The 11,376-nt window shown below is 59.3% G+C and carries 6 protein-coding genes and 1 pseudogene; 3 read left to right on the top strand and 4 right to left on the bottom strand.

Features of this window, described 5'->3' with window-relative positions; genetic code table 11:
- Positions 1-24 precede the first annotated feature (24 nt).
- A complete protein-coding gene (gene glyA / locus R3355_RS19115; protein ID WP_318962636.1) occupies positions 25-1,278 on the top strand; it encodes a serine hydroxymethyltransferase in 1,254 nt (417 codons plus the stop codon).
- A 64-nt stretch (positions 1,279-1,342) separates the two neighbouring features.
- Positions 1,343-2,614 (top strand): tetratricopeptide repeat protein, encoded by a 1,272-nt coding sequence (locus R3355_RS19110; protein WP_318962635.1) that lies wholly within the window; start codon positions 1,343-1,345, stop codon positions 2,612-2,614.
- A 317-nt stretch (positions 2,615-2,931) separates the two neighbouring features.
- Here the strand turns inward: R3355_RS19110 and R3355_RS19105 are convergent, their stop codons facing one another.
- Genes R3355_RS19105 through R3355_RS19095 form a run of 3 tightly spaced genes read right to left on the bottom strand, consistent with a single transcriptional unit; the run spans position 2,932 to position 7,338 of the window.
- Positions 2,932-4,257, bottom strand: a complete 1,326-nt coding sequence (locus R3355_RS19105; RefSeq protein WP_318962667.1) for a TolC family outer membrane protein — start codon at positions 4,255-4,257, stop codon at positions 2,932-2,934.
- Between the two features lie 28 nt (positions 4,258-4,285).
- Positions 4,286-5,614 carry an HlyD family type I secretion periplasmic adaptor subunit gene (locus tag R3355_RS19100; RefSeq protein ID WP_318962634.1) on the bottom strand — a complete coding sequence of 443 codons (1,329 nt, stop codon included), beginning with the start codon at positions 5,612-5,614 and terminating at the stop codon, positions 4,286-4,288.
- 17 nt (positions 5,615-5,631) lie between these two features.
- The gene (locus tag R3355_RS19095) at positions 5,632-7,338 is read right to left on the bottom strand and encodes a type I secretion system permease/ATPase (RefSeq protein ID WP_318962633.1); all 1,707 of its coding nucleotides are present in this window, start codon (positions 7,336-7,338) and stop codon (positions 5,632-5,634) included.
- Between the two features lie 669 nt (positions 7,339-8,007).
- Here R3355_RS19095 and R3355_RS19090 point away from each other — a divergent pair.
- Positions 8,008-8,154: pseudogene (locus R3355_RS19090) on the top strand (Arc family DNA-binding protein); the annotation flags it as partial.
- Positions 8,155-8,588: 434 nt separating this feature from the next.
- Here R3355_RS19090 and R3355_RS19085 read toward each other — a convergent pair.
- On the bottom strand, positions 8,589-11,376 hold a 2,788-nt coding region (locus R3355_RS19085; RefSeq protein WP_318962632.1), incomplete at its 5' end, for a VCBS domain-containing protein.

Genomic DNA, 11,376 nt, shown 5'->3' with positions numbered 1-11,376 from the left:
GCTGATTTTCTCAGGGGATTTGCCATGTTCAGCCGTGATTTGAATCTTGCTCGTTTTGACGCCGAACTGTTTACCGCGATGGAGCAAGAAGCCCAGCGCCAGGAAGAACATATCGAGCTGATCGCCTCGGAAAACTACACCAGCCCGGCGGTGATGGAAGCCCAGGGCAGCGTGCTGACCAACAAGTACGCCGAAGGCTATCCGGGCAAGCGCTACTACGGCGGCTGCGAATACGTCGATGTGGTCGAGCAACTGGCCATCGACCGCGCCAAGCAGCTGTTCGGCGCCGATTACGCCAACGTCCAGCCGCACTCCGGCAGCCAGGCCAACGCCGCCGTGTACATGGCCCTGCTCAACCCGGGCGACACCGTACTGGGCATGAGCCTGGCCCACGGCGGTCACCTGACCCACGGCGCCAGCGTCAGCTTCTCCGGCAAGATGTACAACGCCGTGCAGTACGGCATCACCGATGCCGGCCTGATCGACTACGACGAAGTCGAGCGCCTGGCCGTCGAGCACCAGCCGAAGATGATCATCGCCGGCTTCTCCGCTTATTCGCAGATCCTGGATTTCCCGCGTTTCCGCGCCATCGCCGACAAGGTTGGCGCCTACCTGTTTGTCGACATGGCTCACGTGGCCGGTCTGGTTGCCGCTGGGGTGTACCCCAACCCGGTGCCGTTCGCCGACGTGGTCACCACCACTACCCACAAGACCCTGCGCGGCCCGCGCGGCGGCCTGATCCTGGCCCGCGCCAACGAAGCCCTGGAGAAGAAGTTCAACTCCGCGGTGTTCCCGGGCGGCCAGGGCGGCCCGCTGGAGCATGTGATCGCGGCCAAGGCGGTGTGCTTCAAGGAAGCCCTGCTGCCCGAGTTCAAGGCCTACCAGCAGCAGGTGGTGAAGAACGCCCAGAGCATGGCCGGCGTGTTTATCGACAACGGCTATGACGTGGTTTCCGGCGGCACCGAGAACCACCTGTTCCTGCTCAGCCTGATCAAGCAGGAAATCACCGGTAAAGACGCCGACGCCGCCCTGGGTCGCGCCTTCATCACAGTGAACAAGAACAGCGTGCCCAACGACCCGCGCTCTCCGTTTGTCACCTCGGGCCTGCGCATCGGCACCCCGGCCGTGACCACCCGCGGTTTCAAGGAAGACGAGTGCCGCCAACTGGCCGGCTGGATCTGCGAGATCCTCGCCAACCTGGGCGACGAAGCCGTTGAAGCGCGCATCCGCGAGCAGGTCAAAGCGCTCTGCGCCAAGTTCCCGGTTTACGGCAACTAAACAGCAACCGCAGAACGCAGAAGCCCGCCAAATCAGGCGGGCTTTTTTTTGGCGATGCGTTTGCATGTTGGATGAGCGCCTACAGGGGCCGACCTCATTACACAACACACCTCGATTGATCACCAGTCACAACCATGTGAATATCGCCCCTCTGCGACCACAGCCCAAATGGACTTTCGAATTGCTCAAGCGCGCCCACTACACAATTGCCTGGCCACTCATTGCGGCACTCATGGCCCCCGCGGCCTTGGCAGCAAGCAATTCTGACTGCGAAACCATCCTCAACAAACGGGATCTGGTTGGCGCCAAACCTATCTGCAACCAGGCACTCGCGTCGCAAAAGGCAGCCGCCGCTGGCAACACATCATCGCAACTGGAAGCACTGGCACGCGCGCATGACAACCTCGGCAGACTGTCCATGCTCAACCAGCAGTACCGCGAAGCCGAAACGCACTACCGCTCCAGCCTCGCAGCCAGAACCCGCGCCTACGGCAAGAACCATCACAACCTGTCACGCTCGATAGTTCCGCTGGCCGAAAGCCTGGTCCGGCTTAACCAACCTGGCAATGCCGAAAAGCTATTGCTACAGACGCTGCAACTGCGGCAAAAAGCCCTGGGCAAGAACTCGGAAGCGGCCGCCAGGATACATGGAACACTCGCCACCTTTTACATCCGCACCAATCAGTTGGCCAAGGCCCACCGCCAGCTTGCAAAGCAAATCAGCATACTCGAACTGCTCTACCCTACCGGTGCAACAGCCACAGCCAAGGCCTACAACAGCCTCGCGGTAGTGCGCAAAAAAGAGGGGCAGCCTCCGCAAGCAGAAGCCTACTTCCGCCGTTCAATTGAGATTTATGAACGTAAAAATGCCGCGAACACACTCGAAATCAGCGCGCCCTTGCTCAACCTGGCAACACTGCTCACGGAGAGAAACAAACTCAATGAAGTAGAGCCGCTGCTGCTGCGCGTAAAACGCATCCGTCAGCAACTCGAAGGCGAGGAATCAGTCGGCGTTGCAGACATCCACAACCGACTGGGCGTGCTCTACAACCTGCTGGGCATGAAGCAAGATGCAGAAGAGCAACTACGCACAGGCCTGGCCATCAGAGAGAAGCGCCTAGGCGCCAACCACATGCTTGTGGCGGAAAGCTGCAACAACCTGGGCATGCTACTGATGCAGGCCAACCGCCTCAATGAAGCCCTTGCAGTGCTGCGCCACGCCACCGCCGTCATCCACTCGCAGACCGGCCCACAAAGCGCGCAGACCATAGCCGCCTGGGAGCAACTGGAAAAATTGTACGGCCGCATAATCCAGCAAAACAACAGCGCAGGCTAAACCGCTAGGCTGTGTTGGGTTACGCGGCGGTCACAATCAGTGGTTTGCCTGAATGGCGTGGCTCACCGCTAACCCAACCTACGCACTGTTCAGGGCCGTAGGTTGGTGTTGAGCGCAGACCGTAGGTTGGGTTAGCCGCGCAGGCCACACCCTTGCCAACGCCGCGATTGCCGGGCGCAGCGTAACCCAACACCGCGATCGCGAGCCGGTTGCCCATGGCGATGATTGTTGGCGAGTCCGTGTTGGGTTACGCGGTGGCCACACCCGTTGGGTTACCTGAATGGCGTGGCTCACCGCTAACCCAACCTACGCACCGCTCAGCCGCGATCTGCAGGCGCGACATCCACCAGCCACTCGTTGACCTTGCGTACATCATCACGTACCAGCGAGCCACTCCAGCGGCGCAGCACCAGCGAACTCAGGATGAAGTCATACTGCGACTGCAGCAGCGCGCGGCGGGCGGCGTACTCTTCCTTGATGGTGTTCAGCACATCCACTGCGTTCATCACGCCAAAACCAAACGCCCGCTCGGCAGCTTCACGAGCCTTCGCCGAAGACGCCATGGCCTTGCGGGAGGCGGAAATCTTGCTCACACCTGCCTGCGTATCATAAAAAGCCGAACGTGTTTCCCGAACGACCTGGCGCCTGGTCTGCTCAAACTCTTGCTCGGCCACCAACAAATCGGAAGCGCCCGCTGAAACACGCGCACGGGTCGAACCACCGCTGTAGAGCGGCACCTGAACCCCCAAGCTCACCACGTAGGTATCGGTAATCAGTGCCTGGCTGTTCTCGTAACCGATGTCGCTACGCTGGCCACTCAGGCTCAAGCTGACCTTGGGCTTATGCCCACCTGCCGCTTGCTGCAAGGCTGCCTGTGCAGCACTGACCGCACGGTTGCGCGCCTGCAAAACCGGACTCTCGGTCATGGCCTGCTGCACCCAGTACTCACGGTCATACTCCGGTGGCAGAAACACGACCTGCTCGCCGACACGTTTCAAGCGCTCGGTAATCTCACGCCCGATCATCTCGGACAACGCCTCGCGCCCCACCTCGACGGTATTGCGCGCTTCAATTTCGCGGGACTTGAGCGAATCCACCCGTGCCGAAATTTCCAGCACATCGGTAATCATCGCCAGCTGGCGCTCATACAACGAATTGACCCGCGCCAGGTTGCGCTCAGTGGCGCGCAACTCAGCAGACACCAGAGCCAGCTCATCCTCGGCCGCCAAGGCGGTGAAGTAGCGCTCGATCAGATCAAGCGTCGCCTCTTCTTGAGTAATCGCGTACTCCGCTTCCTGCTGCCTTGCCAGTTCGCTGTAACGACGGTAGTTGTGCCAGGTTTGTGCGTCATAAATCACCTGGCTCAAGGTCAGCGCGTAGCGCTCACCGTTATAAATCTGCCGGGTGGTGTCATTGTCCTGCGCAGTTCGATTGAGCGTACTGCTGGCGCTCAATTGCGGCAGCAACTGGCCAAAGGCCTCGCGCTCACGCCATGCGCCACCCTCGCTGCGCGCACGTCCGGCGAGCACACGCGGGTCCTCCAGCTCGGCCTCTTGAAACAACTGCCATAAATCCACCACCTGTTCCTCGCTGGGAACAGCGGCGAATATCACACCGGAAAAAGGCGCACTCGCGAGCAGCATCACACCACAGAAAAAATGCCGCACAGGGTCAGTCCTCGATCAGTGAACGGGCAAACGCATTGGTCGCCGGCTGCACCAGGTAATTCAACAACGTACGCTCGCCAGTATTGATCAGCACTTCGGCTGGCATACCGGGCACCAGGGTCAAGTCACCCAGGGCTTTGCGCCCCTTATCGGTCAGCTCGATGCGGCCCAGGTAATACGGCACACCCGTTTGCTCATTGACCAGACGGTCGGCGGAAATCTGCGCCAGACGCCCCTCGATCACCGGCGTGGTCGCACTGTTGAACGCGCTGAAACGCACATCCGCCAACTTGCCCAGCGCGATCCGGTCGATGTCTATCGGCGAAATCTGCGCTTCGACCACCAGATCCTCGCTGGCCGGCACCAGATCCAGCAACGGCGTACCCGGCGCAATCACCCCGCCCACCGTATGCACCTGCATGCCCAGCACCATGCCCGCCTCAGGCGCACGCACGCGGATACGCTGGGCACGCTCGGCAACCGCGGCGAAGCGCTCGTTCAAATCGAAAATCGTGGTTTGCACCTCGGACTGCTGAGTGACCACCTCCGCGATGAAATCCTTGTTGAGCTGCATGATTTGCAACTCGGTCTCACCGATCTGCAATCGCGCACCGGCGATGGACGAACGTAATTCAGCGATTTCAGACAGCAGGCGCACGCCATTGCGCTGCTGCTCACGCAAGCGCTGCTTGTCGACAAAACCCTCTTTGAGCAACGCACTCAAGTCGCCGACTTCTTCTTCGTAAAAAGCCGACTCCTTCTGTTTGCCGGCGATCACCGCATTAATGCCGCGAATCTGCTCGTCGAGCTGCACCACACGCTTTTGCAGCACGCCGGTCTCGCCCAGCCGAGCGGAGCGACGGGCCTGAAAAACCTGGGCCTCGTTCTGCTGCGCCTCAAGCACACGCTGATCGGCGCTGGTGGCATCCTGCTGGAAATCAACCGTATCCAGGCCATCGCGCTCCGCGACCAGCCGCGCGCCCAGCGCAACCGATGCAATCAGCTGGCTGCGCACCATCTCCAGCTCCGCCAGTGTCTGCGTACCGTCCAGCTCAAGCAGCACATCGCCAGCAGCCACCTGGTCGCCATCGCGCACGTAAATGGCCTTGACGATGCCGCCCTCCAGGTGCTGCACCGTTTTTCGATAGCTCTTGACCGTAACCACGCCAGACGCAAGGGCCGCGCTGTTCAACGGGGCAAAGGTTGCCCAGGAACCAAACAGGCCGAACGTCACGAACAACACCGCATAGCCGATCCGCCGAACCGGCAGATCGTTTGTCGCTAACGGCAGCGATGGCGCAAGGCCCGCAGGGGAAGAATTACTCACGTCCATTTCCATCCTTTAAAGGGTTACGCACGCACTGCTGCTGCCGACTGCTGGGCCTTGCTCAACTCGGCCAACACCTTGTCGCGCGGGCCGAACATCGCCAACGCGCCATCACGCAGCACCATCAGCTTGTCCAGGGCATTGAGCACACTGGTGCGATGAGTAATCACAAACAGCGTACAGCCCGCCTGCTTGAGCTTGACGATGGCCTCGGAGAGTGCCCGCTCACCCACATCGTCCAGGTTCGAGTTGGGCTCATCCAACACGATCAACTGCGGCCGCCGATACACCGCCCGCGCCAGACCAATGCGCTGACGCTGGCCACCAGACAGACCACCTCCGGTTGCACCGATCACCGTGTCATAGCCCTGTGGCAACTTGAGAATCAGCTCATGCACACCGGCCAGGCGGGCGGCCTCAACCACGGCCACGGGGTCAACGTTGCCAAAGCGGGCAATGTTCTCGTTGATCGAACCGTCAAACAGCTCGACATCCTGCGGCAGGTAACCGACATGCTGACCAAGCTCTTCACGCTTCCAGGCAAACACATCGGCACCGTCCAGGCGCACCTTGCCCTGTGCGGCCGGCCAAATACCCAGCAGCGCACGGGCGAGGGTCGACTTACCTGACGCACTGGGACCAATAATGCCCACCGCGTCACCGGCTGCCACGTGAAAGTTCAGCCCTACCAGCACCGGCTTTTGCGCCCCAGGCGGCACCACCGCCAGGTTTTCTGCGCTTACCTCGCCACGCGGCGCAGGTAACGACATGCGCTCAGGCTCGGCGGCAACCTGCTCAAGCAGCTCATCGAGCCGCGCATACTGGCCACGCGCCGCAGAAAAACCCTTCCAGGCACCAATCATCTGATCGATCGGCGCCAGCGCCCGACCGAGCAAAATCGAACCGGCAATCATCAGCCCCGGCGTAATCTCCTGCTCGATAGCCAGGTAGGCACCCAACCCCAGAATCAGCGACTGCACCAACAAACGAAAGGTCTTGGAAAACGCCGCAATACTGCCACCGCGATCACTCGCCACGCCCTGCAGGGACAACACCTGGTGGTTCATCGCCTGCCAGCGCTCACGCAACATTCCCAGCATGCCCATGGACTCAACCACCTCGGCATTGCGCAGGTTCTTCTGGGTGAAGGCAGTGGCGGCCAGGTTTTGCTTGTTGGCCTCCAGCAACGCCGCGTTGGTCAGCCGCTCGTTCAGGTAGGCAAGGGCCACCAACACCAGCGCACAACCCACGGCAAACCAACCAAACCAGGGGTGGAACAAAAACATCACGGCCAGATAGATCGGCAGCCAGGGCGCATCGAAAAACGCAAACAGCCCATTGCCGGTAATGAACTGACGCAAGCCGGTGAGGTCACTTAGTGGCTGGGCCGAGGCCTGCATGCCACCCGAGGTGAGCGCCTGCTTGAAGCTGGCGTCATACAGGCGCGGCCCCAGGATCAGATCCAACCGCGTACTGAGGCGCACCATAATGCGCGAACGCACCCACTCCAGCACGCCCATGGTGACCAGCAGCAGGGTGAGAATCAGGGTCAGCATCAGCAGCGTCGAATGGCTGCCGGTGGCGATCACCCGGTCATACACCTGCAACATGTAGAACGCGGGCACCAGCATCAGGAAGTTGACGAAAAGACTGAAAAAGCCAACAGAGAAAAAGCCACCCTTGCACACAAGCAAGGCTGCTTTTAGGTCAGACGGGGATGGGGGCTTCATGCGCGGGACTCGCAGACTCAATAACAAAAACGGCCCAGGATGATATCACGGCGGCGTCATAATGATGCCAATATCCCGACACCCCGTGCGCATCCCCCCCTCCTTTATCGATGGCAAACCAAATTTTTTCCTGAGCGCGTTACGGCGAAAATCCCCTGCTCAACCGCGATAACAGAAGCGCTTAATATCGCCAATTGAACAGATGCCGCCAGCGCAAAATCGAACGCAGTACCGCCCACGGCCTGACTGTAAAACTGCCGCATACAGGCACCGCAGAAGAAACAGAAGACCCGATAACTTAGCCAAAAAATCCTTATTTTAACGGAAAATAGCCGCTAAAAACCTAAAAACCGCAATATATAAAAAAACCAGCCGACGCCGACTCAAGCAACTCGCTCCCCGTACCACCGCGCTCTGCTTCGCTCAAAAAACCAACCAGCGAACATTGCCCCGCGGTCTTAATCGACGCATGCAAGCACAGCGATTTCTCTCGCCCGCGGCCAGGCTCCCGACGCCAGCAAGCACTATACTTTTTGCTTACAGACAGTAGAATCCGCCATTATTCCGACGCCAGATATAACGGAAGCCAAGCAAGGAGTTAGTGTTAGCGCTGCAAAGGGATACCGGTAAACGGTTACAAGCGCCCCATAAATCTTGAAGAGGCAAAAAATGAAACCTGCGCATACCTCCAGCCAACCGGCCGTGAAGTTAGTCATCCGCCTTCCGGCCCAGATGAGAGAGCGCCTCGCTGAAGTGGCACAGGCCAACCATCGCAGCATGAATTCAGAAATAATTTCCATCCTTGAGCGTGCCCTCGCACCAATGGCAAGCACGGCAGCACAAGGCGCCGAATAACCTCGCAGATTGCCAGTGTCGATAATTCGCGGCCAAAACCGCCGAACACTCGAACCGTAGGTTGGGTTAGCCGCGCAGGCCACACCCTTGGCAACGCCGCGATTACCGGGCGCGGCGTAACCCAACAGCGCGACCGCAAGCCGGTTGCCCATGACGATGATTGTTGGCGAGACCCTGTTGGGCCACGCGGTGGCCACAACCGTTGGTTTGCCTGAATGGCGTGGCCCACCGCTAACCCAACGGGTTCGTTGTGTGGTCAGCTTACTGGGAGACTTCCACCCGCAAGATTGTGCCATGCCTGGCGCAGCATAAAAAAACCCCGCCTCAAGTAGAGGCAGGGTTTAGTGCGGGACAATCACTCCCCCAGTAGCGCTGAGAGGTGTGTTCCAGTCAGGCTAGCCGAGCATCCCCCCCCAGTTGAAGCTGCCGGAATCGATGGTGCTAGCATCGATACCCACCAGCCTGATCACCGTATCGCCGGCATCAAAGCTGTTGTTATGGCCGTCATCAAAGAACACCCAGGTGTCCGTTCCGTTGCCGCCCACGAATGGCCAATTATCGCCTCCTAGAGCCAATTGAGCCGAAGCCTTCACAGCAGCGAAGTCAGCGAAACCATTCCCGCCATTGCTCACGCTATAGGCATGACCGGGAACAAGCCCTTGCAGGTCAATGACGTCAGACCCAACTCCGAAGTCAAGGATGCTATCCATTTGCGCCTCGGTAGAATCGCCGGATACGCGATACATAAATGTATCTGAGCCGGCACCACCAGAGAGCTGATCAGCACCCTGGCCGCCAGTGATCACATCGTTACCAGCGCCGCCAGTGATCACATCGTTACCAGCGCCACCAGTCAGCGTGTCGTTGGCATTCCCCCCAATTGCGGTAATTGCGATCGTCGCTGCTGCACCGTTAACCACCAGTGCACCAGTGCTGCTATTGGTCACAGTGATGCCATCGGCAAACGCTGCGTTAGCATTGCCCCCCAGTGTCACGGTAGCGGTGCCGCCAGAAGACATTTCCAGTACTTCCATGTTGCTCACATTGGCAAACGCCGCATCGGACAAGGTCACGCTACCGCCGCCAATGCCGTTCCAAGCGTAAATGGTGTCGATACCCTCGCCACCATTGACGACTGCAGCCGATGCCACCAAAACAGTTGCACCTTCATCGAAGCTGAACACGTCGTCGCCGGCATCGCCATACAAGAAGCTGCCAGCCCTGCCAGTGATCGTGTCATCGCCAGCAAGACCGAAGATGGTGTTTTCAGCAACGTTACCGACGAGCACATCATTCCCGGGAGTGCCGATGAGCACATCGTTCTCGCCGATGAGCACGAAGTCGCTGTCGTCTACAAAACCCGCCATGCCCAGTAACTTGATAGTGGTGTCGCCAAACGTGACCACTGCAGTAGTGCCGATGCTCGAGACCAAATAGCTGCTCGGCAAGGCGCCCTGGAAAGCGATCTTATCCTGGCCATTCTTGAAGCCAACGATGATATCAGTGCCCTGGTCACCCACCGTGTCGTAGACGAACAGGTCTTGAGCGCCATCGTCTGCGGAGTTGTCACCGCCGTACAGCACGTCGTTACCGGCACCGCCTTTGATGATGTCGGCACCGCTGCCACCATAGATGGTGTCGTTGCCCGCACCGCCGTACAGCTTGTCGTTGCCACCAAGGCCACGCAGGATATCGTTGTCACCGCTGCCGATCAGCTGATCGTCAGCGCCAATGGTACCCACCAGCACGGCTTTCACCGTTGATGTCTTCAGCACGCTGCCGTCGGCAAACTGTACAGAGGCACCATCCAGGCTGCCGGTATAACCGCCCAGCGTGACAGACCCGGTAATACCGGAGATGACCGTATCCGTCGCTACGGTAACCGTGGTGTCCGCAGCCGATACGCCACTGATGGTCACGATAGTGGCCGGGTTGTAGTTGGCAAACACGCTGGTTTCGCCGTTGGCGAAGTTCAGGGACACAGGTGCATCAGCGCCGGCGATCTGCACGTCGACATAGCTTGACGCACCGCTGGCGCCGTTCTCGCCGCCATCGACTACGTCCAGATAGACCGCGCCGTCGACACCGGAACCGTCGGCGGTATATTGCAGGCCATTGAGCGCAGCGTTGATCTGCGCTTGAGTGCCCTGCATCACCACGAACGACTCGCCGGCCGCCTCGGAACCCTGGGTAAAGCTCACACCAGAACCATCAGCCAAATCCAGCGTGCCATTGACGCCCACCAGGTTGACGGTCAGCACGTCACCCTCGTCGGCATCCGCCACACTCAGGTCAGTGATGGTCACGCTGCCAATGGCAGGCGCAATGGTTTTCGCCTCGACTGTCGATACGCTAGGCGCATCGTTGGTGCCGGTCAGGGTGATGGTTGCGGTTTGCGCTACGCTGCCACCTTTGCCGTCGCTGATCGTGTAGCTGACCAGTACCTCGAGGGTTTCATTGAATTCAAGGTAGTCGTAAGCAGTATTGGCAGGATCCACCGTCAACGTCGAACCAACCAAGCTGAAGCCGGTTGGTGCGGCACCGCTAGCAACACCATCACCAACCTTGTAGGTCACGCTGCCAATGCTTAGTACGTCAATGGTATCGACATCACTGGCATGGGTGAGCAGATCGAGCTCGTAAGCCACATCGCCCTCGAACTTGCTGCTGGTAATTGCACTACTCACCGTCGGCTGGTCGTTAGTACCGTTGATGGTGATGCTGGCGGTTTTGCCTAGGCTGGCAATACCGTCGGTCACTGAGTAGCTTACGACGATCACCAGGCTCTGACCTTGGGCCAGGTAGTTAAAAGCGGAGTCGCTCGGGTTGATGCTCAGAACACCATTGACTCCAAGGCTCAAGCCCGCAGGCACATTGACGCCACCATCGCCGGTAGCCACACCGCCTACGGTGTAGGTGGCGTTACTGACGCTCAGTACATCGTCGGTGTCGACATCGCTCGTCCCAAGCAGCAGGTTGAGGGTGTAAAGACCGTTGCCTTCAAAGTCGGAAGATGTGAGCGGATTACCGACTGTCGGAACGTCGTTGGTGCCCGTGATGGTGACAACCACATCCTGTTCAGTGCCATCGGCGCTGAGCACGGTAAAGGTTTCGATCTTGGTGTCGCCCAAGCCCAGGTACTGCACAGCAGCGTTGCTGACGCTGTAAGTCCACACGCCTTCT

It is taken from the genome of Pseudomonas sp. (assembly GCF_033723075.1).
Classification (GTDB): domain Bacteria; phylum Pseudomonadota; class Gammaproteobacteria; order Pseudomonadales; family Pseudomonadaceae; genus Aquipseudomonas.
Note: the sequence above shows the minus strand (reverse complement) of the source record. Positions and strands in the feature narration are given on the sequence as shown.